29 protein-coding genes and 1 pseudogene are annotated in these 26,839 nt (G+C 44.0%); 21 read left to right on the plus strand and 9 right to left on the minus strand.

Annotation, left to right across the window (positions count from 1 at the left end):
• Nucleotides 1-31 precede the first annotated feature (31 nt).
• Nucleotides 32-586 carry a maltose acetyltransferase domain-containing protein gene (locus ACJROX_RS02340; RefSeq protein WP_408009177.1) on the plus strand — a complete coding sequence of 185 codons (555 nt, stop codon included), beginning with the start codon at nucleotides 32-34 and terminating at the stop codon, nucleotides 584-586.
• A gap of 29 nt (nucleotides 587-615) precedes the next feature.
• Here ACJROX_RS02340 and ACJROX_RS02345 read toward each other — a convergent pair whose 3' ends face one another.
• Entirely contained in the window at nucleotides 616-822 is a 207-nt protein-coding gene (locus ACJROX_RS02345; RefSeq protein ID WP_408009178.1) for a heavy-metal-associated domain-containing protein, read from the minus strand.
• 154 nt (nucleotides 823-976) lie between these two features.
• Here ACJROX_RS02345 and ACJROX_RS02350 point away from each other — a divergent pair, with 154 nt between their 5' ends.
• The 7 genes and pseudogenes from ACJROX_RS02350 to katX all read left to right on the plus strand — a co-directional run bounded on the left by ACJROX_RS02350 (nucleotide 977) and on the right by katX (nucleotide 5,157).
• Nucleotides 977-1,180, plus strand: coding sequence for a hypothetical protein (locus tag ACJROX_RS02350; RefSeq protein ID WP_408009179.1), 204 nt, complete (start codon nucleotides 977-979; stop codon nucleotides 1,178-1,180).
• 19 nt (nucleotides 1,181-1,199) lie between these two features.
• Nucleotides 1,200-1,493 carry a spore coat protein gene (locus tag ACJROX_RS02355; protein ID WP_408009180.1) on the plus strand — a complete coding sequence of 98 codons (294 nt, stop codon included), beginning with the start codon at nucleotides 1,200-1,202 and terminating at the stop codon, nucleotides 1,491-1,493.
• A gap of 16 nt (nucleotides 1,494-1,509) precedes the next feature.
• Nucleotides 1,510-1,644 (plus strand): hypothetical protein, encoded by a 135-nt coding sequence (locus ACJROX_RS02360; RefSeq protein ID WP_408009181.1) that lies wholly within the window; start codon nucleotides 1,510-1,512, stop codon nucleotides 1,642-1,644.
• A 30-nt stretch (nucleotides 1,645-1,674) separates the two neighbouring features.
• Complete coding sequence (locus tag ACJROX_RS02365) at nucleotides 1,675-1,824, plus strand: hypothetical protein (protein WP_408009182.1); 150 nt, start codon at nucleotides 1,675-1,677, stop codon at nucleotides 1,822-1,824.
• A 358-nt stretch (nucleotides 1,825-2,182) separates the two neighbouring features.
• Nucleotides 2,183-2,680: a DUF2243 domain-containing protein gene (locus ACJROX_RS02370; protein WP_408009183.1), complete on the plus strand. Its 498-nt coding sequence runs from the start codon at nucleotides 2,183-2,185 to the stop codon at nucleotides 2,678-2,680.
• Nucleotides 2,680-3,468 carry a cytochrome c oxidase assembly protein gene (locus ACJROX_RS02375; RefSeq protein ID WP_408009184.1) on the plus strand — a complete coding sequence of 263 codons (789 nt, stop codon included), beginning with the start codon at nucleotides 2,680-2,682 and terminating at the stop codon, nucleotides 3,466-3,468. The genes ACJROX_RS02370 and ACJROX_RS02375 overlap by 1 nt, the downstream gene beginning before the upstream one ends.
• 98 nt (nucleotides 3,469-3,566) lie before the next feature.
• Nucleotides 3,567-5,157, plus strand: a pseudogene (gene katX / locus ACJROX_RS02380) (catalase KatX).
• 54 nt (nucleotides 5,158-5,211) lie between these two features.
• On the opposite strand, the gene ACJROX_RS02385 reads toward katX, so the two are convergent.
• Nucleotides 5,212-5,505, minus strand: coding sequence for a hypothetical protein (locus ACJROX_RS02385; RefSeq protein WP_408009185.1), 294 nt, complete (start codon nucleotides 5,503-5,505; stop codon nucleotides 5,212-5,214).
• Between the two features lie 144 nt (nucleotides 5,506-5,649).
• On the opposite strand from ACJROX_RS02385, the gene ACJROX_RS02390 reads away from it, so the two are divergent.
• The 5 genes from ACJROX_RS02390 to ACJROX_RS02410 all read left to right on the plus strand — a co-directional run bounded on the left by ACJROX_RS02390 (nucleotide 5,650) and on the right by ACJROX_RS02410 (nucleotide 10,295).
• Complete coding sequence (locus tag ACJROX_RS02390; protein ID WP_408009186.1) at nucleotides 5,650-6,348, plus strand: YetF domain-containing protein; 699 nt, start codon at nucleotides 5,650-5,652, stop codon at nucleotides 6,346-6,348.
• A gap of 559 nt (nucleotides 6,349-6,907) precedes the next feature.
• The gene (locus tag ACJROX_RS02395) at nucleotides 6,908-7,426 is read left to right on the plus strand and encodes an RNA polymerase sigma factor (RefSeq protein WP_408009187.1); all 519 of its coding nucleotides are present in this window, start codon (nucleotides 6,908-6,910) and stop codon (nucleotides 7,424-7,426) included.
• Nucleotides 7,423-8,706, plus strand: a complete 1,284-nt coding sequence (locus tag ACJROX_RS02400) for a DUF4179 domain-containing protein (RefSeq protein ID WP_408009188.1) — start codon at nucleotides 7,423-7,425, stop codon at nucleotides 8,704-8,706. Before ACJROX_RS02395 ends, ACJROX_RS02400 begins: the two co-directional genes overlap by 4 nt.
• Before the next feature lie 123 nt (nucleotides 8,707-8,829).
• Nucleotides 8,830-9,306 carry a hypothetical protein gene (locus ACJROX_RS02405; protein WP_408009189.1) on the plus strand — a complete coding sequence of 159 codons (477 nt, stop codon included), beginning with the start codon at nucleotides 8,830-8,832 and terminating at the stop codon, nucleotides 9,304-9,306.
• A gap of 119 nt (nucleotides 9,307-9,425) precedes the next feature.
• Complete coding sequence (locus ACJROX_RS02410) at nucleotides 9,426-10,295, plus strand: GNAT family N-acetyltransferase (RefSeq protein WP_408009190.1); 870 nt, start codon at nucleotides 9,426-9,428, stop codon at nucleotides 10,293-10,295.
• Between the two features lie 152 nt (nucleotides 10,296-10,447).
• Here ACJROX_RS02410 and ACJROX_RS02415 read toward each other — a convergent pair whose 3' ends face one another.
• The 3 genes from ACJROX_RS02415 to ACJROX_RS02425 all read right to left on the minus strand — a co-directional run bounded on the left by ACJROX_RS02415 (nucleotide 10,448) and on the right by ACJROX_RS02425 (nucleotide 13,096).
• The gene (locus ACJROX_RS02415; protein WP_408009191.1) at nucleotides 10,448-10,951 is read right to left on the minus strand and encodes an N-acetyltransferase family protein; all 504 of its coding nucleotides are present in this window, start codon (nucleotides 10,949-10,951) and stop codon (nucleotides 10,448-10,450) included.
• A gap of 269 nt (nucleotides 10,952-11,220) precedes the next feature.
• Nucleotides 11,221-11,751 carry a GNAT family N-acetyltransferase gene (locus ACJROX_RS02420; protein ID WP_408009192.1) on the minus strand — a complete coding sequence of 177 codons (531 nt, stop codon included), beginning with the start codon at nucleotides 11,749-11,751 and terminating at the stop codon, nucleotides 11,221-11,223.
• A 166-nt stretch (nucleotides 11,752-11,917) separates the two neighbouring features.
• Nucleotides 11,918-13,096 (minus strand): YhgE/Pip family protein, encoded by a 1,179-nt coding sequence (locus ACJROX_RS02425; protein ID WP_408009193.1) that lies wholly within the window; start codon nucleotides 13,094-13,096, stop codon nucleotides 11,918-11,920.
• Nucleotides 13,097-13,271: 175 nt separating this feature from the next.
• Between ACJROX_RS02425 and ACJROX_RS02430 the strand changes: the two genes are divergently transcribed.
• The 4 genes from ACJROX_RS02430 (at nucleotide 13,272) to ACJROX_RS02445 (ending at nucleotide 15,893) form a co-directional block, all read left to right on the plus strand.
• Nucleotides 13,272-13,886, plus strand: coding sequence for a TetR/AcrR family transcriptional regulator (locus tag ACJROX_RS02430; RefSeq protein WP_408009194.1), 615 nt, complete (start codon nucleotides 13,272-13,274; stop codon nucleotides 13,884-13,886).
• Nucleotides 13,887-14,014: 128 nt separating this feature from the next.
• Nucleotides 14,015-14,371: a PH domain-containing protein gene (locus tag ACJROX_RS02435; protein ID WP_408009195.1), complete on the plus strand. Its 357-nt coding sequence runs from the start codon at nucleotides 14,015-14,017 to the stop codon at nucleotides 14,369-14,371.
• Between the two features lie 106 nt (nucleotides 14,372-14,477).
• Nucleotides 14,478-15,077 (plus strand): flavodoxin family protein, encoded by a 600-nt coding sequence (locus ACJROX_RS02440; protein WP_408009196.1) that lies wholly within the window; start codon nucleotides 14,478-14,480, stop codon nucleotides 15,075-15,077.
• 321 nt (nucleotides 15,078-15,398) lie between these two features.
• A complete protein-coding gene (locus ACJROX_RS02445; protein ID WP_408009197.1) occupies nucleotides 15,399-15,893 on the plus strand; it encodes a S4 domain-containing protein in 495 nt (164 codons plus the stop codon).
• Here ACJROX_RS02445 and ACJROX_RS02450 read toward each other — a convergent pair.
• Both ACJROX_RS02450 and ACJROX_RS02455 read right to left on the minus strand, forming a co-directional pair.
• A complete protein-coding gene (locus tag ACJROX_RS02450) occupies nucleotides 15,888-16,202 on the minus strand; it encodes a YciI family protein (protein WP_408009198.1) in 315 nt (104 codons plus the stop codon). The genes ACJROX_RS02445 and ACJROX_RS02450 overlap by 6 nt on opposite strands.
• Nucleotides 16,203-16,307: 105 nt before the next feature.
• Nucleotides 16,308-17,222, minus strand: coding sequence for a LysR family transcriptional regulator (locus ACJROX_RS02455; protein ID WP_408009199.1), 915 nt, complete (start codon nucleotides 17,220-17,222; stop codon nucleotides 16,308-16,310).
• A 274-nt stretch (nucleotides 17,223-17,496) separates the two neighbouring features.
• Between ACJROX_RS02455 and ggt the strand changes: the two genes are divergently transcribed.
• Nucleotides 17,497-19,269 carry a gamma-glutamyltransferase gene (gene ggt, locus ACJROX_RS02460; protein ID WP_408009200.1) on the plus strand — a complete coding sequence of 591 codons (1,773 nt, stop codon included), beginning with the start codon at nucleotides 17,497-17,499 and terminating at the stop codon, nucleotides 19,267-19,269.
• A 49-nt stretch (nucleotides 19,270-19,318) separates the two neighbouring features.
• Nucleotides 19,319-21,781, plus strand: a complete 2,463-nt coding sequence (locus ACJROX_RS02465) for a gamma-glutamyltransferase (RefSeq protein WP_408009201.1) — start codon at nucleotides 19,319-19,321, stop codon at nucleotides 21,779-21,781.
• 27 nt (nucleotides 21,782-21,808) lie between these two features.
• Here the strand turns inward: ACJROX_RS02465 and ACJROX_RS02470 are convergent, their stop codons facing one another.
• Entirely contained in the window at nucleotides 21,809-22,000 is a 192-nt protein-coding gene (locus tag ACJROX_RS02470; RefSeq protein ID WP_408009202.1) for a hypothetical protein, read from the minus strand.
• Between the two features lie 124 nt (nucleotides 22,001-22,124).
• Between ACJROX_RS02470 and ACJROX_RS02475 the strand changes: the two genes are divergently transcribed.
• A complete protein-coding gene (locus tag ACJROX_RS02475) occupies nucleotides 22,125-22,838 on the plus strand; it encodes a DUF1385 domain-containing protein (protein ID WP_408009203.1) in 714 nt (237 codons plus the stop codon).
• A gap of 220 nt (nucleotides 22,839-23,058) precedes the next feature.
• The gene (rlmD, locus tag ACJROX_RS02480; RefSeq protein ID WP_408009204.1) at nucleotides 23,059-24,435 is read left to right on the plus strand and encodes a 23S rRNA (uracil(1939)-C(5))-methyltransferase RlmD; all 1,377 of its coding nucleotides are present in this window, start codon (nucleotides 23,059-23,061) and stop codon (nucleotides 24,433-24,435) included.
• 104 nt (nucleotides 24,436-24,539) lie between these two features.
• Here the strand turns inward: rlmD and katG are convergent, their stop codons facing one another.
• Nucleotides 24,540-26,780, minus strand: a complete 2,241-nt coding sequence (gene katG, locus ACJROX_RS02485; protein WP_408009205.1) for a catalase/peroxidase HPI — start codon at nucleotides 26,778-26,780, stop codon at nucleotides 24,540-24,542.
• Nucleotides 26,781-26,839 lie beyond the last annotated feature (59 nt).

The following is a 26,839-nucleotide window of genomic DNA, read 5'->3' on the forward strand; positions in this document are numbered from 1 at the left end:
AGTCGGGTTTGTTTTTTACAGGGAGGCTTTTATGAATACCGAAAAGAAAAAAATGCTGGCTGGAGAAATGTATGATCCTGCTGACAGTACGCTCATCAAAGAACGGGAAAACGCCCGCCGATTGACAAGATTGATCAATGGCACGACGGAAACAGAGGCAGATAAACGGGTCTCCCTTTTAAAAGAGTTGTTCGGATTGACCGGGGAACAGATCTATATTGAACCGAGCTTCCGGTGTGATTACGGCTATAACATCCATGTCGGGGAAAACTTCTTCGCAAACTTCGACTGCGTCATTTTAGACGTATGCAAGGTGACTTTCGGAGACAATTGCATGCTTGCACCAGGCGTACATATTTATACAGCAACACATCCGATCCATCCAGTTGAGCGGAATTCAGGAATAGAATACGGAAAACCTATCACTTTCGGCGACAACGTCTGGATTGGTGGCGGAGCGATCATCAACCCTGGCTTGAAAATCGGGGATAATGTTGTCATCGCCTCAGGGGCCGTCCTTACAAAGGATGTGCCAGCCAATGTCGTTGTAGGAGGAAATCCTGCAAAAATCATAAAACACGTTTAAAATTTATCCTTGAAGCTGGGCAAAGGTTCCTATTCCACCTCATATCCAGTCTGCTCGATCGTTTCTTTAATCTGATTCTCGCCTACCACATCGTCTTCATATTCGACTTTCACATACCCTGTTTCCAGATCAGCCATCGCGCGCTCAACCCCTGGATTATCAATAAGGGCTTTTTCCACTTTTTGGACACATTCACCGCATGTCATTCCTTTTACTGTTAAGGTTACTTCATTCATGAACAATTCTCCTTCTATATTCATTTTGTTATCCGTTCTTAATGTTTACAAAACCCTTGCTGTCTACTCCATTGTTATGATAAACGCTGGATAAAAAAGGGGTGGTCATACAATACTATTTAACATAGATGACTACAAGCGGGGGTGACGATAAGTGAACCAACTTACAACCAAGGAATTGTCTTATATTGAAGATGAAATCCGGGCTGAGGAAATTACAGCAAAAACCATCAACTGGTGTGCTGCTCAATGTGAGGATCAAGCACTACAGAAGCAATTAGAAGAGGTGGCCGAACGCCATCAGATGAAAGTCGGAGATCTCTCGAAATATTTTAACCGTTCAATGCACATTCAATAGTCAATGGAGGTGAAGGACATTGCCGAATAATATAGAAAACAGAGGACTGACAGATCGCGAAATGCTCCAGCTTTGTCTGGAGTTGGAAAAGGGAAGATGCAGAAGTATCAGTAATACTTTGCTGGAAACAAGCCATAAGGAATTAAGGGAAGTATATAAGCAATGCTTTGACAATGCTGAGCAAAACCAAAGCAAGCTGTTTGAAATCATGAGTAATAAAGGCTGGTATAAAGTTGAACCTGCTACGACAGAGCAAATCGGAAAAACACAAGCAATGATGCAAAATAACTTACATCCAGATGATCAGTTTTAACAGGACGGTGATGGCCATGGTTCAAAAAGGTAAAAGTCAATATAAAGTTGTAACAGGTCCTTATAAAGATAAGACGACAGGGCTGAAGTTCGGATATGAATACTCATCAGGCAACAAAACCGACAAGAATGAAACAGAAAGAAAAGCATGATCAGAGGAACTGTTAAGGAGGACCATCCTTATGGCGAAAAACGAAAAGCTCAATGAAGAAGCTGCTATGAACAATAATCTGGACCCGGCAACACTTAAAAATAGTGTAGAGCTTTCAGAAGAATTTCACGGTAAAAGAGTTGAAAAGGAAGTAAACCCAAATAGAATCAAGCGAAGCTGAAAATACGCAGGGGCTGACCGACATGCTGGTCAGTCTTTTTGTTTCAGATCATGATTCAGAGGATTTTATGATAAACCATGCGCTTTATAGGCATTCTAGTAATAAAAAATACTATTAATGCAAGGTGGATCATGATGATAACGAGGAAAAGACAAAGAAAACAAACGATAAGATTAGCGATAATAGGGATTCTATTCAGTCTGATTCAAACCCTCTGGTTGTACTTCAACATTCAAGATATCAAAAATAAACTTAAGTGAATGTTTTGGTCAAGAATACCCATTTTCCTATTATCCTGATTCAACTTTTCCAAAAAAGGATAGGGTAAGGAAAGGACGGAATGAATAGGAGGAACAACATGGCTTTTGAAAACCTTGATTCTCAACATGATCCCATTACATATTTTAACCGGAATATCTGGTCGGGGATGCTGTTCGGTCTTGGATTGGTCGCATTTGTTGACGAAACAGTATTCCATCAACTCTTGCATTGGCACCATTTTTACGATAAGACGACTCGCTCCATGGGGTTGATCTCCGATGGTTTGTTCCATGCATTCAGCTGGTTTGCGACAATCGGAGGTTTATTCATGCTAGCTGATCTCCGCCGGCGGAATGCCTTTATTTTTAAAAGATGGTGGGGCGGGAGCATGTTAGGCGGAGGTTCGTTCCAGTTCTACGACGGGATCATCCAGCACAAAATCATGAGGATCCACCAAATCCGGTATGTAGATAATGTGTTCATCTATGATTGGGTCTGGAATATCATCGCGGTGGTCATGATCATAGTCGGGGGACTGCTCATCAACCGAACCAGCAAGGAATTCCGCAAAAAACTGGAAGGGAACCGAGGATAATGCAAGGACATATCCATCAAAGTACCGTTGAACAGCTTACGTTAATGCTGCCTTTCTTGTTGTTGATCGGTGTTTACATATTCGCAGGGGTATTCTCTAATCAGCGCCATAAAGCTTGGCCATTGCATCGCTACTTTTTCTGGATTTTTGGGGTGTTCAGTGCAGCCGGAGCAGTTGTCGGTCCTATCGCCGATCGAGCACATATGGATTTTACAGCGCATATGACCGGCCATCTGCTGCTCGGGATGCTTGCTCCACTCCTTATTGCTATTTCGGCACCTATTACGCTTATTTTGAGGACGCTCAGTGTCAAATGGTCCCGCCGACTGACCCGTGTGTTGAAAAGCCGTTTTTTCCAGGTGGTAAGCGATCCGGCCGTAGCCGCGCTTCTCAATGTAGGAGGGTTATGGCTGCTTTATACGACTGACTTGTTCAGTGCAATGCACGATAGCCTCGTGTTGCATGTGTCGGTTCATCTGCACGTATTTTTAGCGGGCTATCTTTTTACCGTTTCGATGATTTATATGGATCCGACTCCTCATCACAGAAGCTTTCAGTATCGCGGAGTCGTGTTAATTTTAGCATTGGGAGGGCACGCAATCCTATCAAAATATCTCTATTCCCATCCACCTGCTGGCGTTCCGTCGGGACAGGCGGAGGTCGGAGCCATGATCATGTACTACGGTGGCGACGTTATCGATATCGTATTGATCACGATTTTCTGCTTCCAATGGTACAAAGCGGCACGTCCGCGTACCAAATCGATGTGTCAGCCGCAATTGAACTAGTTGAATGAATGCCATTTTCAAAAATGGAAATTAATGTATATAAACACTCCTTTTGGAAATAGTATCATTGTGATGTAATCCAAGGGAGGAAATAAGGCATGAAAAAGGATCAACACCAATCGAATGAAAAAGAACCAACGAATGATGAAACGTTAACGAATAGACAAGGTCATCCTGTCACAGACAATCAAAATGTGCGGACTGTCGGTAATAGAGGTCCAACCACATTAGAAAACTATGATTTTCTTGAAAAAATCAGCCATTTTGATCGGGAAAGAATTCCGGAGCGGGTCGTACATGCACGAGGTGCAGGGGCTCACGGTTATTTTCAATCTTATGGAACATTCGGAGATGAACCGATAAAAAAATATACACGGGCAAAAGTGTTTGAAAAAGGAAAGCAGACACCTGTTTTCGTCCGTTTTTCTACCGTAAACCATGCGAAGCATTCTCCAGAAACATTACGCGATCCCCGTGGATTTGCAGTGAAATTTTATACTGAGGACGGAAACTGGGACCTGGTCGGAAACAATCTTAAAATATTCTTTATCCGTGATCCATTAAAATTCCCTGATCTCGTCCATGCATTCCAACCGGATCCAGTCACGAATATTCAAGACGGGGAGCGTATCTTCGATTTTATCTCACAATCTCCTGAAGCGATGCATATGATCACATTCCTGTTCTCGCCATGGGGAATACCCGCAAATTATCGCCAAATGCAAGGATCGGGTGTCCACGCCTTACAAATGGGTGAATGCTGAAGGGAAAGCGGTACTTGTAAAATATCATTGGGAACCGAAACGAGGAATACGGAATTTAACCCAAAAGGAAGCATCCAAAATCCAGGGAATGAATTTCAACCATGCGACGCAGGACTTATATGAAGCGATCGAAAAAGGTGATTATCCGGAGTGGGAGCTATTCGTCCAGATCATGAGCGATGATGAGCATCCAGAATTGGATTTTGATCCACTCGATCCCACGAAATTATGGTACAAAGAAGATTATCCTTGGGTTCCTGTCGGGAAAATGGTATTAAATAAAAATCCAGAAAATTATCATGCCGAAGTCGAACAAGCTGCATTCGGGACGGGTGTACTCGTTGACGGTCTCGATTTTTCCGATGATAAGCTCTTACAAGGAAGAACCTTTTCTTATTCAGATACGCAACGATATCGTGTCGGCTCCAATTATTTGCAGCTACCGATCAATCGTCCTAAAAAACAAGTTGCAACCAATCAAAATGGCGGACAGATGGATTTCAGGATAGATTTTGGTGAAGAGCAAAATCCGCACATCAACTATGAACCTTCCTTGATCGGCGGACTGAAAGAAGCGAAGAATCCTGGAAAAGAGTACGAGCCATATGTCGAGGGGAACTTGAAGCGTGAAAAAATCGACCGTACCAATAACTTTGGTCAGGCAGGTGAAACATATGGAAGGTTCACTGATTGGGAGCGGGACGAGTTGATTACGAATCTTGTTAACACGCTGAGTTCTTGTCAGAAGGAAATTCAAGATCAGATGGTGGAATTGTTCAAAAAGTGCGATCCTGATTACGGAAAAAGAGTTGCTGAAGGTCTTACAAAAGTTCATGAAGAAGATCACGGACCGATCGGGGCAAACATGACGGATGAAGCTGTCCAACAAGCCGAGAAAATGGGCCAGGTGTCAGATCCATACTAATGAAGATGCAAGAGGAGAAGAAGTTCTCCTCTTTGTTATTAAGTAGTCGCTATTCTATTCGAAAGTATCGTATTCCTCTGATGCCTCCCCAGGCATAGAGAGATAGTAGATCCGCACGATCAACAACAAAAACAAGCTGATTCCGGTAATCGCAACCCCAAGTCCCCCATACCCGATCCCCGACCAGCCTTTGACGAACGCAACGCTGTAAACGATCAATGTCGCTCCGAGCTGGAATGTGAGATAGGGGAGGATGTACCAACGTAATTTTTTCGGAAAATAGATGACGAGCCAGCTGAAAATGATCCAACTGAAGCTGATCAATGTCAGTAGGACGATATCTCTCATTTATGCATCCCCCTAGGATTTTACTGTGATTGTTATTTACATTATATACCTTTCGGGTGAGCTTATCGATGAAAAATCGGAGAGAATTATCAAGGGAAAACAAGGGCACCCTTATAGTTGATTCAAAAATAAAGGGGTGGCTCTATGGATATTGGAGAACTGATATTCAGATTGGCATTATCATTCTTGGCTTTATGGGCAATGACAAGGATCATGGGAAGAAAAGAAATAAGCCAGATGACGTTCCATAACTTCGTATCTGCTATAGCGATTGGTACAATAGCGGCTTCTCTTGCAATCGATTCTATGGTAAGCATTAGGAACGGAGTGATCGCTTTACTCGCGTGGACGGCATTCACTGTTTTGTTTGGTTTCTTGGATATCAAGTCGAAGGGAGCCAGGAAGTTCCTGAATGGGGATGCTCTGGTTGTAATCAAGGAAGGAAAAATCATGGAGGATGCTCTCCGGAAAGCACGGTTAGACGTAGATTCACTTCGTGTCATGCTTCGCAAGAAAGGGGTATTTACTGTAGCCGATGTTTCAATTGCTGTTTTTGAAACGGAGGGTACATTATCTGTCATGAAAAAAGAAAGCAAGCAGCCCCTGACAAAAAGGGATCTGAACATTTTTAAAACAAGTCCTGGTAATGCGATAGGTACCGAGGTTATATTAGACGGTAAAATCAATGAGAACAATTTAACCAAACTGCACCTTGATACAGCCTGGCTTGAACAAAAGCTTCGGGATTCAGGTGTTCAGCAGATATCAGAAGTATTTTACGCAGAAGTCCAACAGGACGGAAAGCTCTATATCGATAAATACGATGATGGCGTCGTCCATTAAATCAAGGTGCCTGGCACCGAGGTGAAAAACTCGGTGCCAGGCACTTTTTGTAATCCTATGGGAGACAAGGGTTTAATTTCGGTGCCTGGTACAAAGAATGTTTCGACATTCTTCAATAAAGTTCAATTAAGCGTTTGATTAAAAGGTTAAATTAGTTGGGGGGCAATATATTTGGATTTCAAACAAACGTTTGATCAGGGGTCAAACTCAGAGACAAATGTGTAAAAATTCACCTTTACGACAAGCATTGCACCGATTCAAACAAACATTTGATTAAGAAGCTTAACCCCTTGCGCCTCAGCATAATGTATTTTCAAACAAACGTTTAATTAATCAGGTATAATTTAGGAGGGTGCCAGGTACCGATTTAGAACCCTTGATATATCAACACTTGTGACCGGTGCCAGGCACATTTTAAAATCCCTTGGGGCAGAAGGGCTAAATTGTCGTTCCTGGTACATATATCATTTTGAAGAAGGTACATATCTTTTTTATAAATAATTTGAACTTTTAGTGGGGTTGGTGACTCTAAGGTGTAGTGGAAGAGGGGGGAGAGCCTTTGGAGATCGAGAAGCTTGTGCGTAAAGCACAACAGGGGGATAAAGAAGCGCTGTTGCAGCTCGTTTTAGTAGAGAAAGACCAGTATTATAGGCTGGCTTACACTTATTTAAGACATGAAGAGGATGCGATGGATACGCTCGAAGATATGATCGTCATCCTTTATGAGAAAATCAACAAATTGAAAAAGCGGGGTTCTTTTTACAGTTGGAGCAAAACGATCCTCGTCAAGCGATGCAGGGATATCCTTAGAAAGCGGAAGAAAACAATGGTAATGGAAGAAATCGACGTACCTTCCTACACACAAGAAGGCGAACATGCCATTCATCACCTGGACCTGCAGAAACATTTAGGTAAGTTGTCTATTGATCAACAAGAAGCCATCCTGCTCCGTTACTGGCTTGACTACGATTACGAAACGATCGCGAAGCTCACGAAAGTCCCGATCGGAACGGTAAAATCAAGAATATCATTCGGACTGAAAAAGCTGAAAAACTACCTTGGGGGTGAATATCTATGAGCAATCTGGAAAAGAAGCTGAAGGAAGACGTAGAAAATATTCAATCTATGAAAGCGCCGGCAGGTCTCGAGGATCGACTTAGAAACAGACTCGACATCCAACCTCCCAAATCGCAAAACCGATGGAAGCGACATTCTCTCATAGCGGCATCGCTTTTATTCCTGCTCTTTTTCACCTTCCAATTTGACACAATGGCTTATTACGGCAAGAAAATACTCGGGCATGATGACGTACTGACAGATTCGTTGAGTGAGCTGAATGAAGAAGGGAAGGGCCAAGTAATCGATAAAAGCGCTACACTCCCTAATGGGATCGAAGTCACGGTGAATGGACTTATGCTTGATGACAATCGAATGATCGTGATGTTCACCGTCTATGATCAAAGGGAAGGTGACGAAACCAAATTCTCGGACTTCCATATCCAGATGAAAAGTGCTTTCGGAAGCATACGTGAGACATCTGGCGTTGGCACCGTGAATGACGACAATACGAAAATGTCGTATGTCCAATCCTTCGAACCTCCCAACCCCTTTGTAAAAAACATCGACTTTCATATATCGATGGATGATAACCCAGCGGCCAAAGCGATCATTCCATTCAAGCTGGACCGGTCGAAAGCGATGATGACGAAATACAATATGAAACTGAATGATTCGATCAAAACGGATTCAGTGATTTATGAATTTGAAAAACTGGTTGCAACGCCTACGCAAACTGTCATTACAGGAAAAATAAAAGTGAAGGACAAAAAAGTATGGGATGAAATGGCCATGGGGCACCTCGCTTTTCAAATTGGATTGGAAGCAAACAATGAAATGATCCGCCCACAGGGGTCTGGTTTAACATCAAGTCCAGGCGGTTATACATTCGATCTGGAATATGAACCATTACCTGAGGATGTCAAAGACCTGACCCTCAGACTTGAAAAAGAACTGAAAGGGCATGAAGTGAATGTGAAAACGGAACTTGATCAAAAGACAATCCAATTAGCCGGCCAAAAACTTACGATTGAAGATATTAACGTGATTGATGGAAAGACGGAAATCATCATAAATACACCAGAAGAATTTGGTGTCATGGAGGCGGAGCTTAGTGGAAAGGGTTCCTCAGTCTACCTGGAATCCTCGTATGACCTGTCGTTTGATAAAACAGAAGATGGTCTTGAGAAGCAGCACGTGCTTGTTTTTGACGGGGTGATAACCGAAGCAGAAGTTTTAACCATATCCAAATATGTAAAAGTAGAACCAACTGACAAAGCGATTCGAATCTCAGGCCAATAGAGCAATCCTCCTGATTTTTAAATCGGAAAAGGAATTCTGTCTGCGACGTCGTATGTAACTTACAGTGTCAACAACCAGAGGGAATGCATCAATACGTTCTATAAAAATTGAGGAGGAACTGAGATGAGCAATACCTTAGTGGAAGCTGTGAAGACATTGTTGAAGGAAACCTTTGATGGGCCTGAAGGGAATCAAAGCTGGTATACGGAATCCAAACCAGGGAGCGGAATTTTCGGTACACTTGAAATGCTATCAGCAGAAGAAGCATCCATCCCGATCCAGGGGACGACGATCGCTGCCCACACGGATCACACCCGTTATTACTTATGGATGGCGAACACCTACATGAAAGGCGAGAAGCCGAACCTGAATTGGGGTGAGTCCTGGAAGATCACTTCTGTGGATCAAATCACATGGCAACAATTCAAAGAGGAACTCAAGTTGGAGTACAAAGCACTGTTAGAAAAAATTGAACTCATCGATACAGTTGATGAACAGACAGCTAACGGAATTATGGGTTCATTAGCCCACTCAGCCTACCATCTCGGAGCGATCCGCCAAATGGTGAAAGTCATCAAAGTTCCAAGCCAGAAATCATGATATTGATCGTTACGTCTAAAAATCGTACTTAAAAAGCTCCAGGGATCAACTCCCTGGAGCTTTCGATTGCTCTTATATAAGCCCTTTAATAATATTTATATAACAAAGGAGATGAAATGATGAGTATACATATCCGCAAAACGGGTCAATTAATGACTTTGGGAAAGAACGATATAATGGGTTTGATAGCACTATCCAAATCAGTTGGATGGGACTATGACGAGAATGATATACAAACCATCCTATCATCAGGTATAGTATTTGGTCACAAAAACCAGGATGGGCAAATTGTTTCCTGTGCAGCAATTATTCCTTACGATTCTTATTTAGCTTCAATTGGAATGGTTATTGTAAACAAAGAATATAGGGGATTAGGGCTCGGGAAGGAAGCTACCGATGCTTGTATTAGATCTGTGCCAAAAAAATCACATATTATGCTGATAGCAACCCAAGATGGAATTCCTTTATATAAACGGATGGGATTCAAGGAGGTAGATTGTGTTCACAAATTTTCGTGTAAACAGTACCTTCTTACTAAATACAATGACTCTACGGATCTATCAGTGGAGGTATTCAATAAAGATGAATTTGAAAGAATTATCGAGTTAGATAAAGAAGCGTTTGGTGATGGGAGAGAAAAATTCCTTATAAACCGGATTGAACAATCACATGAATCTTTAGTCGTAAGGGATAAGAAAGGTATGATTATCGGATATGGTTTGTCAATCTTCGGTTCTATGAATTTAATTTTAGGTCCTATTGTAGCCCCTAACCAGAAAGCCGCATCATTATTAATCCATCATTTAGCTTGTAATCATAAAGGGAGATTAAGAATTGATGTTCCTTCGGGGCAAGAATTGTTTATGGAAAAATTAATTGAAAGAGGTTTTGAAGAAGTAAACCAACCGCCTATCATGATTTATAATTCGGACGAAATGCCGCTTAGACATAATACCTTATATGGGATTGCCGCACAGATTTTTGGATGAAATTTTTTATGTTTAACACCAAATTTGAGCTTCCTTAGTAATAAATATAAGTTGCTTGCTCTAAATCTCTTTTTGGCCTCATTAAACAAAGTGCCGTAAAACAAAAAAAGACCATTAGAAAAATATATCCAAAAGTTTTGTTGGAAGTATGATCAGTAGGTTTGTTCAGTAAGTTTTAGTTGATAGAAATTAACATCTTGCCATTTTCCAAACTTAAATCCAACTTCTTTAAAACAGCCGACATATTCAAAACCAAACCTCTCGTGCAGCTTAACACTTGGTTCATTATCACCGCCAATACCACCGATTACAGTATGATAACCGAGTTGAGTTGCTCGTTTAAGGATTTCTTCCATTAAAGACGTTCCAATCCCAAAACCTTGGTGTTTGGAGGAGATGTACACAGACAACTCGGTTGTATGCGCGTAAGCAGGCTTATCTCTAAATGGATTCAGGCAACAGTATCCAACAATGGAACCATCCAGCTCAGCAACGATCAATGGGTACTTCCCACCGTATTTCTGAAACCAAACCTTACGATCATCAAGTGTTTGTTCTTCGAGATCAAAAGTAGCCGCAAGATTACGTATCGCATCGTTATATATTTCTAGAATTGAAGGTAAATCATATATTTTTGCATCCCTTATAAGCAGCAACGAAGACTTCCTCTCTTAGTTAAGTTCGCTTTATTATACAATACAGTTAAATTATCCTGAATAAGGTTGTAAGAAAATCTAACAAACTTTAATAATTGTTATAAAACTTCCTCAGTTAGGATAGGCATATATCACGAATACTTGGTTATTCGCAGGATTTCTTACCACTTTTCGGGTCTTTAAACTTTTGTTGAATACATCCAGTTCTCCGTGATCAACGAATAAACCATTAAAAAAAGCCTATATCCCAGAAATATAGGCAAGTATTATCAATCTGTTCTTAATTTGGAATATATATTGAGGTCGATAAACTTTCCTTTTGATTTTTCACATTGTCTCAGTTTTCCTTCAAATGTAAAGTTTAGTTTTTGTAACACTTTTATCGAGTTCATGTTTTCAGGCTCAACTTTGGCCTCGATTCTATGTAGATTTAAAGAATCGAATCCATAGGTTATTAGGGAGGATATGGACTCTGGTGCGTATCCTTTTCCCCAAAAATCTTTAGCTATTTCATATCCGATTTCAGCTTTTGCATTTTTAAAATCTAGTAAATTGTATCCGCACGAACCGATGAGTTCATCAGATTCTAGTTTAAATATAGAAAAGCGGATGGCTTTTTTGTCTTGAGCAAGCTTATTAAGAAAATCAATCATATCCCTTGTCTGATTTTCATTTGTGAAATTATCAATATTCATGAATTTTGTAACATTTGGATCAGACCAAATTTTAAACAATTTTGCTGAGTCTTTTGTTGTTATTTTCTTTAACTGTAATCTTTTTGTGTATAAATTGGCAATCAATATTTTTACCTCCATTTTGAGTTTTTAGGTGAGTAAAAAATATTGATATCTGGGCATAATTCATTCCCTTCTATTTTTGTTGACAATTATATCATATAGGTTAATGTTCCAGGCACAGATTTAAACCTTGTGCTGGAAGGGTTAAATTGCCGTGCCTGGCACTGCTTTACTCTACAACGACACTATTCTGTTTTACTTCTCTTCGGTTTGGCTTAAACACAGCTAACAGCATGATGATGAGTCCTGCCAAACCAGTGTAACCAAGAACACCGAGTCCATTTTCCAATGGGTTTGATCCAAAGAATAATACATCTTTAAATGCCTCTGCACTGAATCGGAATGGGATCCAGGAATACAACCAGTCTCTTGTGATTTCCGGGAGGAGTTCTGGCGGCAAAGTCAGGACCGGTATTGCAAAGAAAAGAAGCAATATGAAAAGTGGGGCTGCTGCATAACCGATCCAGTTCAAAAGTGCACCCTGGATGAAAAAGAACATCAATCCTGTGAACAACAAGAGCATGAACATCTCACCGCCATTTGGAATGGCAACCTCCAGCACTCCCTCCGTCAACCAGAATACGAGTCCGCAGATGGAAACAACGAACAACAGACCACCTAAAAGCTGACTGAAGATCGCCGAGAAATTCCATTTTCCTTGCCCGAGTTTCTTAATAGCTGTATAGAGAATCATTGAACTGATGAATGTCGTAATCCAAAGGATTTGGGTGAATAAAGCCGAGACATTTCCATTGGCCGTATGGCTCCCTGCTGGATTCAATGTCTCTTTCGTCACTTGGACCGGTTGAGCAAGCACCTTTGACTGCTCGACGGACAATGTTGCTTGTGTCTTGGCGATTTGAGCATATAAATTTTGTTGCACCTGTTGATTGAAATTGGAGAGGACTCCACTAGTCATCTGGTCAGCCATCGTCGCTCCAGTCATGTTCATCCCTTCGTTGATGAAAATTTCGACTTCCGGCTGCATTGGTTTTTCGCTTAATAATGAAAAAATACTTTGAGACAAGTCATCTGGAATGACAATGGCTGCGTAATATTCCTTCTCGTTCAATCCCTTGACAGCTTCCTCGCGACTGTCTAGAAATGTCCAGTCGATGGACGCATTGTCATTCTTTTTAAGTTGGTCCTCAAGGATTCTCCCGAAATTCATCTCTTGACCGTTGTGCATGGCCACACCTTCATCCTGTACAACGACCGCAAGAGGCATTTCTTTTAATGTCGGGTTCACAGTAGACCCCATGAAAGTAAAGGTAAAGATGAAGACTGCCAGTATAATCCCGACAAAGCCTCCCCAAAACAGTTTTTGCTGAAAAAATCTTTTCACCATATATTTCACTCCCCTTTGTTCGACAATATGTTGATTAATAAACAAAGTGTCGTATATGATGAATTATAGAAGAATCATTTCTACATTTAATAACCAATAATCTTTGATTCGTATGATATACGACATCCCACCGGGTACTGTTGATTAATTTAAAAAAAGAAATAGGTGAGCGAAGATGAGCAAAAAAATGGACTTGCGTGTAAAAAGGACAAGGAAGCTGATCAATGAGGCATTTCTGAAATTGATTCAGCAAAAAGGATTCGACTCGGTTACCATTCAAGACATAGCTGATGAAGCCCTCATCAACAGGGCAACCTTCTACCTCCATTATGAGGATAAGCATGACCTGCTTGAAAAGATGAGCAATTCCGTCATCGATGAGTTGACGAGTGTACTCAATCCTGTGCTTCATGTGAAGGGACAAGAGGTGCAAATCGAAAAATTACGGACCACCATTGAAAAAGTATACGAGAGTGTTGAAAAAAACCAGGTTTTCTTCACCGTCATGTTTGGTGAACATGGGATCTACAATTTTAGGAACGACCTGGAGGAAGTGATCCGTGAAAACTTCAGCAAGAAGATGACGGAACTAGGGGTTCGTCCTGAAGATTTCCAAATCCCCAAAGACCTGATCCTCCATTTTATCAGCGCCGCTTTTGTCGGTGTCGTCCAATGGTGGGTGAAGCAAAACACGAAACCATCCTCACAAGAAATGGCTATGCAGCTATCTAAGATCATAACGACTGGTCCGATGCAGGCAGCAGGATTGAAACTAGAGAAACATCTCTGATGGTGCCAGGCACCATTTTTTGTGCCCCAAGACTTTCAAAAAAGTGCCTGTGCCGCTTTGTTTTTGAAACCTTATACTAGGATAGTTCGTAAGTAGTAGTAATAGAAAAGTATGGGGAGAGAGATAGGATGCAGATAACGACCCAGCAGGTAAGGATGATGTTAAGGGAGAATGAGCAGTTAATGGCTACAAGGCGTTGTGCGCTGATCACGTACATATTTTCGTTTGCGCCAAGGCCGGGGATACTCGCTGCTACGACGGAACGTCTGATGTTTGTAGGGGATTACATGGCTACGCCTGGAGAGCTGGTAGAAACGTACGATTACGAGACAATCGAAAAATTCCAGTTGAAAAACCATCTGTTCAATAAGCGATATTTTCTGAAAGTAAAAGGCGATCAAGTCCAGTTCAAATATCTTTCAGACAGCCAACCACAAGCTTTTGTCGAATTAGTCAATGCACAACGGAAGCATGTCGGTAAGTGAAAGAATATGTCAATAAAATTTTAGGTAAAAAGTTTTATGAAAAAGTGGATTAGCTTTCTTCATTTCAGGGAATAGAGTTTTGTGAAGGTGAAAAGGAGGAAGAGCTATGTCAACTCTACATACATTAATCCTGAACTGTTCACTGAAAACGAAAGAGAACATTTCCCATACACAAGCATTGACCAATTATTCAATCGAAATCTTACAGGATCACAATGTTTCCTTTGAGATCGTTTGGCTTGCGGATTACAACATCGGCTATTCAACCAATGATGATACGACACATGAAGACGATTGGCCAGAGATTTTTGAAAAGGTGAAAGCCGCCGACATCGTGATTTTCGCGACACCATTATGGATTGAAGAAAAGAGTAGCATCGCAGCCCATGTCATCGAACGGCTTTACGCGGAAAGCGACAACACGATCAAGAATGGGCCTGCACTCTTCTACAACAAGGTAGGCGGCGTACTCATCACCGGAAGTGAATTCGGCGCAAAACAAGCTGCCCAGTCGATCCTGCATGCGTTATCCCATATCGGCTTTACGATCCCTCCGAACGGTGACTCGTATTGCATCTGCAAGGATTGCGAAACATCAGTCGATGGGAAGGCGATCAAGAAGATGAGCAACAACTTGGTGTATTTCGCTGGGCTTTTAAAAGATTATCCGATCCCAGCCGAAGAAAGCTCTCTCGAACAAATTTAGCTTGTAAAAAACTCCAACATCTAGTAAACTGAAGGAAATCTATTTGGAGTGAAAGGATTCAGGTTACATTTATGCCAACATACACTTTGTAATGGAACACATTTTGGATATGGACTCGCCTGAAGCGGCTTTTCTCAAGGCTTGCTGAACGGGAGCAGTCTGTCTAAATCCCATTATGAAGGAACGTAGCCAATTTCTGCAGCATGCATGAAACGGAGGTTCCCTTAGGGTGCCTCTTTTTGTTTTGGTTAAAAACCTCATACTGCAAGACCTCCAAATAGAAGCGTTACGTTTCCTTACATCTAAATAGAGGTGAAGGAAATGCAGAAGGTCCAATTGACCTGGAAGCTTCATGAAACGAAGGACAATTCAGTCGAAAGACATTGCAGCAATTGCCGCAAGACCGTACGATTCACAGATACGATGATCCGCCGCCACAATGCGAACGGGAAAAACATCTACCGTTTCGCTATCTATAAATGCGAAAAGAACCATACGTGGAACAAGAAGCTCGAAATCTATCATGCTTATACCGGTCACGCGAGAGTAGTGGAAGAACAGAAAGACCAACCCTGCAAGCTCACTACAATCACGTTAAAAGACTACCAAACCATCGGAACTGAAAAAATCACCATCAAACTAGCCGACGTCAATGGCAAGTTCCGACTCGATAAAATCATTGCCGAACAAGTCGATGACTGGAGCCGAACAGAAGTCATCAAACGGATCCAGGAAGGCAATATCCGTGTTAACGATAAACCATCAAAGCCGTCCACTAAACTGAAGAAAGAAGATGAGATCCTGATCTACCTATAGATTCCCTTTGGTTTGAGGTGCATCAAGAAGCCAATTGTTTTCTTCATTGGCATCAAGAAATTCAGCAACATTATAGGTTCCGTAATACTGTTCTACAATGAACGGGTCTTTGCTGACAAGGGTCTTCACTTTGTTCGAAGAATGGCACCTGAAGATCATCATCGCTCCGCTTTCATCTACAAAAGGGCCGCACATGAGTAAAGATCCGTTTTGTTTCAGATGTTTTAAATGATCGATATGCCTATGTAACAGATCTTCCGTCAACTTGCCTTTTTTCTTGTTCCCAAGGGTCACTAAAAATGTTTTCAATATCATTCCTCCTATAGGGAATATATGTTCTTATTTTTGATTATAAACCACTAAAACGGGTTATCAAACCCAGGAAGCTCCCAGCCAATATGGCTCGGGAGCTTTTTACGTGCTGCTAGTAATCTCAAAACCTTGCAGGATGTCCAGAAAACGCTTGGTGACAAGAGGGACATACGATGCCTTTTTCCAAATCGCCGAGATGGAACTGTACGACTGGTCCCCATCGATATCAATCGCTTTTATACGGTGGGACTGGATCAGATGGTACATATCCCGCGGCATCAAGGTGATCCCCAGCCCATTTGAAACGAGCGTCGAAATCGTCAGGATCTCTGGACCGCCGCCGATCGTATTCGGTATGAAGCCTGCAGAAAGACAAGCCCTCTCCAACAAGTAAAAGAGGGATGGTGCTTCCTTCTCGTCATAATGGATGAACGGCTCATTCCTCAGGTCGTATAAATCGACAGAGGATTTCCCAGCTATCGGGTGTTCAGCGGAAACAATCACCTGCAAAGGGTGCCTCTCGAATTCAAGCATATGAAGCCCTAGATCATCCAATCGTTTTGCATCAATCGGTGTCCGGATAAAGGCTAGATGACACCGTTGGCTTTCTACCAATTCAACCGCCTTCAACGAGGTGACCTCTTGTAAATTGAACTCAAAATCAAGCATCTCTGAGCGTAACTGTTTCAAGGCGATCGGAATTAGGTTGCTTGCTGCAGATGGAACGGTCGCGATCCGCAGGGAAGCGCTCGGCAGCTGTTGATTTTCTTTAAGTTCCCTGATGACGTTTTCGATATGCTCGAAGGATGGCTGGAGGCTTTTTACGAGATACTCGCCTTCTTCCGTCAACATCACTTTTCTCGTCGAGCGATTCAACAGCTTGATCCCCAATTCATTCTCCAAACTCATCATTTGCTGGCTCAGCCCTGGCTGTGAAATGTTCAGGGTCTCGGATGTTTTACTGAAATTCAACGTTTTAGCCACTTCTAAAAAGTACCGAAATGCAAGTAAATTCATTGAAACCCTCCGAAAAAACCGTCTTTTCTACAAGATAATGGGATAATCGCATTATTTTTCAAATGATTTCGTAAAGAAATGTCATATCGGGATGAATAGAGCCAAGATATGTAGGGATATTAGCATAGATTGATAACTTCTTAACATTAAAAAAGTCCTGTATATAAGCATGGCTTATAAGTTCATAACCATATTATATCAATCTGGCAAAGGTTTTGATGATAAAATTTAAAATAATTCTAAATATTTTAAATTCAGGAGGGGATTGGTAGAAATGACTAAGTTGTACTGGAAGAAGTTCACGTATGCATTGTTGGCTTTCGTTTTGCTGTTTTCGTTGGCTCCGGCTTCAGGAATAGCGAAGAAAGACAATTCTGAGGAATTTAAAGAATACGATGTCGGTACACACGGTATGGTGTCCACCTCACATACGCTGGCATCGAAGGTAGGTGCTGACGTCTTGAAAAGAGGCGGGAATGCTGTCGACGCCGCAGTGGCGATCCAGTTTGCGCTGAATGTTGTTGAACCGATGATGTCAGGAATCGGTGGCGGCGGATTCATGATGGTCTATGACGCTGAAGCAGATGACGTCACGATCATCAACAGCCGTGAAAGGGCACCATCAGGAGCAGAGCCCGACATGTTCCTTGACGAAAATGGAAACATCATCCCGTTTGGAGAACGTTCGAGACATGGAAATGCGGTTGGCGTGCCAGGTACATTGAAAGGTTTGGAAACCGCCCTTGAAAAATGGGGTACAAGGCCGATGCAGCAGCTGATGACCCCGGCGATCCACCTTGCGGATAAAGGATTTGCAATTGATGAATACCTTGCGAGGATGATCGCATCCAATGAAGACAAGCTATCAGCTACTGCTGCAAAGGATGTCTTTTTACCGGAAGGCGAACCGCTTGAAGCCGGTGAATGGCTCCAGCAGAAAGACCTCGCGAAAACGTTGAAGCTGATCCGTGCCCATGGAACGGATGCTTTTTATAACGGAGAAATCGGACAAGCGCTCGCGGACACGGTACAGGATTTCGGGGGAAGCATGACCTCCCAGGACCTTGCGAATTATGATGTGACCGTGGATGAGCCTGTTTATGGTGATTATAAAAATTACGAGATTGCAAGTATGCCGCCGCCAAGCTCAGGTGGTCTGACATTGCTGCAAATGCTTAAACTGTTGGAAGACTTCGATATCGGCCAATACGGAGCAAATTCTGTCGAGAAGTACCACCTTTTATCTGAGGCGATGAAGGTGAGTTATGCGGACCGGGCAGCCTATATCGGTGACCCTGAGTTCGTCGATGTGCCGATGCGTGGCATGCTCCATTCGGATTATATCGAGGAAAGAAGAGAACTGATCGACTTGAACGAGGCGAACCAGAATGTCGAAGCTGGCGATCCGTGGCAATATGAAGATGCAGAACCTGCAATGAATGTCGTCGAGCAAGCAGATGATAAGGAAATGGGAGAGACCACTCACTTTACCGTTGCGGATAAATGGGGAAATGTCGTTTCTTATACGACAACGATTGAGCAAGTATTTGGAACAGGCATCATGGTCCCAGGTTATGGATTGATGCTGAATAATGAGATTACGGACTTTGACGCACGTCCAGACGGGGCAAATGAAGTGCAGCCGAACAAACGCCCGATGAGCAGCATGACACCGACGATGGTGCTTGAAGACGGCAAACCAGTATTGACACTCGGTTCACCTGGCGGACCACGAATCATCGTATCTGTTTTGCAGGTATTCCTGAACCTCGTCGAGTATGTCATGGGGCTGAAAGAAGCGATCGAGGCACCGAGGATCTACAACACGCACACATCAGCGACGAACTGGGAAGAGGGCATTCCGGCAGATGTTCGAGCCGAGCTGACGCAAATGGGCCATCGCTTCGCTTCGTCTCCGATGACGATCGGAAACGTCCAGAGCATCCAAATCGATTATGACAAAGGCCTGTTCTACGGGGCATCCGACTCCAGACGGATCGGAGCCGCGATCGGGATCAACAAACCAGAAAAGGGTCATTCGAAATAACCCATTGAAAAACGAGTGAGCTTTTGCAATCTGTTTTAAGGGGGATTTTATGTTAAAAAGAAAGCTGAAAAGCGTCATTTATATTGTCCTCGCGTCTATGCTGCTGACGATGCCGACTGTTGCAGAAGCGCATCTCAATCCGCAAGTCGATCCACAGCCGACCGCGACAGGAACCGGCGGAGCGGTGGCAACTGAACACCCAGAAGTGTCACAGGCTGCAATGCACATTTTAAAACAGGGTGGAAATGCGGTTGATGCTGCGATAGCAGCAGCTGCTGTCCAGGGTGTCGTCCGTCCGTTCTCCGGCGGGATCGGTGGCGGCGGGATGATGATGGTCTATCTTGAAGAGGAAGATAAAGTCATCACGATCGACAACCGTGAACAAGCATCCCAAAACTTCGGCCCGCACGCTTTTCTTGATGAGAATGGAGACGAGTATCCGAGCGATGTCCGGAAAAGCAGCGGGGCAGCGACTGGTGTACCAGGTACAGTCCTTGCCTGGGAGGAAGCGCTTGAAGAATATGGAACGATGACGTTAAGACAAGTTTTACAACCGGCGATCGTCGTCGCCCAGCGCGGTTTTACGATTGATGAGAACTTCGTCAGGGAAGTGACAGAGAACGCCGACCGTTTCCGGCTATTCGATTCAACAAGTGACATTTACCTGACCGAGGATGGAGAGGTGCCTGAAGCGGGTGATACATTAACGAATAAAGACCTTGCTGAGACGTATAAACTGATCGGCAAATACGGCAGCGACATCTTTTATGAGGGTGAAATTGCTGAAGCAATCATCGAGACGATCAAAAATCCACCGCTTGCAGATGATGTTGACACCTTCGTTTTGCCAGGTGATATGACGATGTCTGATCTGCAAGATTACGAGATTTTCACACAGGAACCGACGAACATTGATTATCGGGATTATGAGGTTTATGGAATGTCACTGCCTTCAAGCGGCGGCATCACGATTGGGGAAGCGCTCAATATCCTCGAGGGCTATGATCTTTCCAGCATGTCTCGTACGGAAGCGCTCCATTATTATCTCGAAGCATCGCGACACGCTTTTGCTGACCGTGACGCCTATCTCGGTGACCCGAACTATACCGATGTCCCGATAACCGGTCTTTTGACAAAAGGTTTTGCCGCTGAACGCCGTCAGGAAATCGGGGAACGGGCGTCCGTCGGTACGGTGTCTCCAGGCGATCCGTGGCCATATGAAGAAGACCCTGACCGCTGGCCAGACCCGAAACCGGAACTAGGATATGGATTCAATTATGATTTTGCAGGTGAAAATGGAGATGCTTGGGATCAAGACAAGCTCTTTGTTGAAACGGATTCCGATGTCACCTTTGATATCGAGGATTGGAATGGGCGGATCGTGCTTGGAGAGCGTGCAAACGCAAGCGGACGGGCAACATCCAACATGGAGCTGACGACTGACAGTGAGCTTCTTGTCCCATATAAAATCAATGATATCAGTCCAAGCCGCTATTTACGGTATTGGCTCCGTTCCGATGGCTGGGTAAGAAGCACAAGCCCGCATAACGGATATGGTGTTGAAATCCGGTCTGGTTACAATAACATCCGTCTCATCCGGACGGTTGACGGGGGGGAAATCGAAGAGATCGGACGCTTCAGCTATCCGCGGACAACCGATTGGCAGCAGCTCCGTTTCCGTGTGGAAGACGATCAAATCAAAGTGAAAACATGGAATCAGAGCGAGGCAGAACCAGCTGATTGGAATCTTGAAGTACAAGATGATGGAGTCACGGATCCTGGACGTTTCCTCTTGAGTGCGATCGAATTCCGTGATGGGGAAGGCGGAAGCTACCACACCGGCCCGATCCAGGTCGAGGATTTGACTCATGAAGAGGAAGTAACGACTGTCCCAGCAGATTATGAAGAAAATGAAGACATGAGCCAGACGATCCATCTATCCGTCAGTGACAAGGATGGGAATGTCGTTTCCTATACGAACACGATCGTATCCATCGGAGGGAACGGAATGGTTGTACCAGGATATGGCTTCTTATTGAACGATGCCCTTTCCGGACGTGTTCCTTCAGTTACAACAGAAGGAGAACCGAATGCACCGGAACCTGGTATGAGACCGCTCAGCAGTATGTCTCCGACGATCGTCATGAAAAACGGCGACCCGGTCCTCACGTTAGGGGCACCCGGCAGCGCAACCATCATCACGACTGTCCTGCAGACCATGGTATATAACCTGGATTTAGGAATGAACTTACCTGAAGCGCTGGCAGCACCAAGGCTGACCCAGCGAAATCGACCGACAGGGAATACCGTCGTCGAAGCAGGATTTACCGAAACAGAAGAGTATGAAGAATTGAAAGCGTTGGGCCATACCTTCTATACGTCCACCTTGTCACAAGGGATCGGAGCAGCAACCGCAATCGCCTTCCTACCGGATGGAAAGGTGCAAGCAGCAGCTGAACCTGTCAGACGTGGCGGCGGTAGTGCTATGGTCGAGTATCCGATAGAAGAATAATTAATATATAAAATCAGCTCCAGGTGCTTACCGCTGCCTGGAGCTGATTTTTTTCGTATGATCGACGATATAGTATCTCATGTACCGATAGATGAAGCTTCCGCTGAAAAATCCTATGGCATAGATGATACCGGCTTGAAGACCCTCTTGAGAATAACCTGCAAAGAAGCCGACGGCTGCCATCAGGATAGGCATATACAGTAATGTAATGTTCATCATCCTCCTATCATGTACTATTACTGGTATGCCCAATTTTTATCCAATCATCCTAACACAACCTATTGTATAAATATTCAGATTATTGTACACTAGTACTATCCGAACGAAAAGGAATGTGATGTTGATGCAGGTATATAAAGGTGGAGCTGCTGGACTGAACAGCGTCTTGTTCATCGGGAAAAAATTCCGCGTGAAGGCCATATACAACAACGGATCGTTTCAATCAAAGGTTGAAGCTATACATAATAGTGAAGGCAAGCTGGATTCGCTTTTAAACAAGATTCCCTTTGTCAGAGGTGTCTGGTCGATCGTCAAAGCGATGATGAATGTTTATAAGCAGCTCATATTAGCTTTCGCGGCGCTTTTTTTAATGGGAAAAGCCCTGCCAAGCACTAGCAGTTCCCCTCTAACGGAAATGGAGTGGCTTTTTTCATTGGCATTGATCGGTATAGCTGGTCTAGTCATCAAATTTACGAGCATCTCCAAGTATCATGCGGCTGAACATATGGTCGCGCATTGTGAAGACAAGAACCTGCCTCTCACTTATGAGAATGTAGCGAAGCAGCCAAGAGTTCATCCACGTTGTGGGACGAACCTTGTGGTGTTTATCCTTGCAAACACAATCCTGCTCTCCTTTTTCATGGAGAATATGCTCCTCAACATGCTCATTGCATGGAGCATCGGGTATGAAATGTTCCGTATGAAAAGAAGCCGTTTGAAGCCCTTCTATAAGGTCGGTGCCTTTCTTCAATACGTTTGTTTCACTTCCAAACCTGAGGAAAAGCATCTCAACATCGCAATTGAAAGTATGAAAACCCTTAAAAGTGTAGAAGCATAATCATTCCAATTAGAAGCTCCCAGCAATGCTGTTGGGAGCTTTTTTGCATTTAAAGAAAGTATAAAATACTTACTTCAATATAAGAGCGCAACTAAGGCTCAGCCTGCGCTAAAGGCTTGGCTTTGCCAGGTTTTCTTTACATTAATCTGTATTTTGTTTATTCGCTCTTGGATGTGCTACAATCAGATATGAATTTTAAGAGCGGAAGAAGGAAAATCAGATGGCAAAACAAGCCTTACCTGTACAAAAAAACGATATCGTCAACGTCACGTTTGAAGACCTGTCCCATGATGGATCGGGGGTCGCGAAAGTCGACGGCTACACGCTTTTCGTCCCTCGGGGTCTTCCAGGTGAAGAAGCGAAAGTCAAAGTCATCAAGACGAAGAAAGGCTTCGGGTTCGGAAAGCTGTTGGAAGTAACGACGGAAAGCGAACACCGCACGACACCGCCATGCCCGATCTATAACCAATGCGGCGGCTGTCAGCTTCAGCACCTGACGTACGAAGGGCAGCTCGAATACAAGCGGAAACAAGTACAGGACGTTATGGAACGGATCGGCAAGCTGAAGGATGTCAAAGTACATCCTGTCCTCGGCATGGACGACCCTTGGCGCTACCGGAACAAAGCACAAGTCCCGGTCGGGGAGGAAGAAGGCGGACTGATTACAGGCTTCTATCAAAAGGGAAGCCACAGGATCATCGATATGAAGGAATGCCTGATCCAGCAGGAGGCGAATGACCTTATCGTCCAGACGGTAAAAGAGATCGCCAACAAATACGGCATCCGGGCTTATGACGAACGGACCCATAAAGGGACGCTCCGCCACGTCATCGCGAAGTACGGACAGAATACCGGACAGATCATGGTGGTCCTCGTCACGAAAGGAAAAGAGCTGCCGAACAAAAAGAACATCATCGCAGACATCGTCGATCAGATTCCGCATGTCAAATCGATCGTCCAAAACATCAACCCGAAAAAGACGAACGTCATCTTCGGTGATCAGACTCGGGTCCTTTGGGGTGATGAGTATATTTACGACACGATCGGCAACATCCAATTCGCGATTTCAGCCCGTTCCTTCTATCAAGTGAACCCGATACAAACAAAAGTGCTTTACGACAAAGCACTGGAATACGCACAACTAGAAGGAAACGAAACGGTTATCGATGCCTACTGCGGTATCGGTACGATTTCTTTGTTCCTCGCCCAAAAGGCGAAGAAAGTATACGGAGTCGAAATTGTCCCGGAAGCAATTGAGGATGCAAAACGGAATGCAGAACTGAACGGAATGACGAACGTGGAGTTTGAGGTAGGGGAAGCGGAAACGATCATCCCGGCCTGGTATGAGAAAGGGATCAAAGCCGACACCATCGTCGTCGACCCGCCACGAAAAGGCTGCGACGAAACCTTGCTCAACACCATCCTGGACATGAAACCGAACCGCGTCGTTTACGTATCCTGCAACCCAGCAACCCTTGCACGGGACCTAAACATCCTCGAACAAGGCGGATACAAAACCCAACAGATCCAACCCGTCGACATGTTCCCGCATACTACGCACGTAGAGTGTGTAACATGGTTGGAGAAAAAACAGTGATAAACAGTTGCGTTAAACATATACGATTGAAAAAAAGAAGCACCTTACCTCATGCCACTGAAGCGAAAGACCGCTATAGGCATCCAGGTAAGGTGCTTTTTTAGTTATGCCTTATGATACATCATCGAAGACTTCTTAGTTTTAAGATCGAATCGGTCTGCGTTCATGACCTTAACCCATGCGGCTACGAAGTCGTGTACGAATTTTTCTTTGTTATCATCCTGTGCGTATACTTCTGCAAGGGCACGCAGGACAGAGTTTGAACCGAATACGAGGTCAACGCGTGTTGCTGTACGTATGACTTTGCCTGTTTTACGGTCGCGTCCTTCGTAAAGGTTGAAGGACACTGGCTTCCACTCGATGCCCATGTCAAGCAGGTTCACGAAGAAGTCGTTCGTGAGTGTGCCGACACGGTCCGTAAATACACCGTGTTTTGTGACTTTGTGGTTGGTACCAAGCACACGCATACCGCCGATCAATACAGTCATTTCCGGTGCAGAAAGACCTAACAGCTGAGCTTTGTCTACTAATAGTTCCTCTGGGCTCAACGTGTATTCCTTTTTCTCATAGTTGCGGAATCCATCTGCCATCGGCTCTAATACTTCAAAGCTTTCAACATCTGTCTGCTCTTGTGTGGCATCACCGCGTCCAGGTTCAAATGGAACGGTTACGTCAACTCCTGCATCTTTTGCAGCTTTTTCTACTGCTGCACTACCACCAAGAACAATCAAATCAGCAATGCTGACTTTCTTCTCCAGCTGGCTTTGAATATCTTCATAGACAGAAAGCACTTTTGCAAGATACTCAGGCTCGTTCACTTCCCAATCCTTCTGAGGCGCAAGACGGATGCGTGCACCATTTGCACCACCTCGCATATCCGAGCCGCGGAACGTACTTGCAGAAGCCCATGCGGTTTTAACAAGCTCACTGACTGATAGTCCAGAGTCAAGAATTTTTGTTTTTAAGTCCGCAATTTCAGCGTCTGTCAATTCATAATCAACAGTCGGGATCGGATCCTGCCAGATCAAATCTTCTTCTGGAACTTCAGGGCCAAGGTATCTTGATTTAGGACCCACGTCACGGTGAAGCAGCTTGAACCATGCTCGTGCGAATACATCTGCGAATTTATCAGGATTCTTATGGAAACGACGTGAAATCTTTTCGTACTCAGGATCCATTCGTAACGCCATATCGGCTGTTGTCATAAACGTAGGAACTTTTACAGATGGATCTTCTGCATCTGGTGCAAGATCCTCTTCTTTAGGGTTGACCGGTTTCCACTGATGGGCCCCTGCAGGACTCTTTGTCAATTCCCATTCGTAGCCGAATAGTAAGTCATAGTAACCGTTATCCCATACCGTCGGATTCGCCGTCCATGCACCTTCTACACCACTCGTGATGGTGTCACGGCCTTTACCGCTTCCGTACGTGCTCTTCCAGCCTAAGCCCTGTTCTTCAATATCAGCTGCTTCGGGTGCTGCTCCAACATGTACTTCAGCATCCCCGGCGCCGTGTCCTTTACCAAAAGTGTGCCCCCCAGCTATCAAGGCAACTGTCTCCTCGTCGTTCATTCCCATACGGGCAAATGTTTCACGGATGTCGCGTCCACTTGCAACTGGATCCGGATTTCCATTTGGACCTTCAGGGTTAACATAGATGAGCCCCATCTGAACGGCAGCAAGCGGACTTTCAAGCTCGCGGTCACCTGAGTAACGGTTGTCCCCCAGCCATTCTTTCTCATTACCCCAGTAGACGTCTTCTTCCGGATGCCAAACATCTTCGCGTCCTGCGCCAAAACCGAATGTTTTCAAGCCCATGGATTCAAGTGCAACATTGCCTGTCAGGACAAGTAAGTCAGCCCATGAAATCTTGTTTCCGTACTTTTGCTTGATCGGCCAAAGCAAGCGGCGCGCCTTATCAAGGTTCGCGTTATCCGGCCAGCTGTTAAGCGGTGCAAAGCGCTGTTGACCAGTTGCGCCCCCGCCGCGTCCATCACCTGTACGGTAGGTACCGGCTGCGTGCCATGACATACGGATAAAGAGTGGTCCATAGTGGCCATAGTCAGCAGGCCACCAGTCCTGACTGTCTGTCATCAGGTCATGAAGATCCTGCTTTAGTGCGTCATAGTCCAGCTTGTTGAATTCTTCTGCATAATCAAAGTCTTCACCCATTGGATTCGTTTTCTTGTCATGCTGACGAAGAATGTTCAGGTTCAACTGATTTGGCCACCAGTCTTTATTGGTTGTACCAACTTTTGTGGTCGTGACCGCACTCTCTTCCTTCGTTTTTTCGCCCGTAAATGGGCACTTCCCGGCTTGACTGTCATGCATTTCGTTCTTGTCCATTTGGCATGCTCCCTTCGATTAAAAATTATAATCGCTCTTAGATTATAATTATAATAAAA

It is taken from the genome of Pseudalkalibacillus sp. A8 (genome assembly GCF_045920555.1).
In the GTDB taxonomy this organism is placed as follows: Bacteria; Bacillota; Bacilli; order Bacillales; family Fictibacillaceae; genus Pseudalkalibacillus.